Annotated in this window: 1 protein-coding gene; it reads left to right on the forward strand. The window is 56.2% G+C overall.

Going from position 1 to position 249, the window contains the following annotated elements; genetic code table 11:
- On the forward strand, positions 1–249 hold a 249-nt coding region (locus R0J87_RS23060), incomplete at both ends, for an enoyl-CoA hydratase-related protein (RefSeq protein ID WP_498889270.1).

Below are 249 nucleotides of genomic sequence, written 5' to 3' on the forward strand. Positions count from 1 at the left end.
ATTTAGAAGTCGCACTGGCCCGTGATATCCGTATCGCCGAGCAGCAGGCGCAGATGGCGCGGCCGGAAGCCAAAGTCGGGTTACTGCCTTGCGCGGGCGGTACACAAAACCTGGCTTGGTTAGTAGGTGAAGGCTGGGCGAAACGTATGATCCTGTGTGGTGAGCGTATTGGCGCGGAAAAAGCCCAACAAATTGGCCTGGTTGAAGAAGTCGTCGCAACCGGTATGGCTTTGGAAAGTGCGTTGGCAT

Origin of the sequence: Halomonas sp. SIMBA_159, from assembly GCF_046536035.1 — a bacterium.
GTDB classification, from domain to species: Bacteria; Pseudomonadota; Gammaproteobacteria; order Pseudomonadales; family Halomonadaceae; genus Vreelandella; species Vreelandella venusta_A.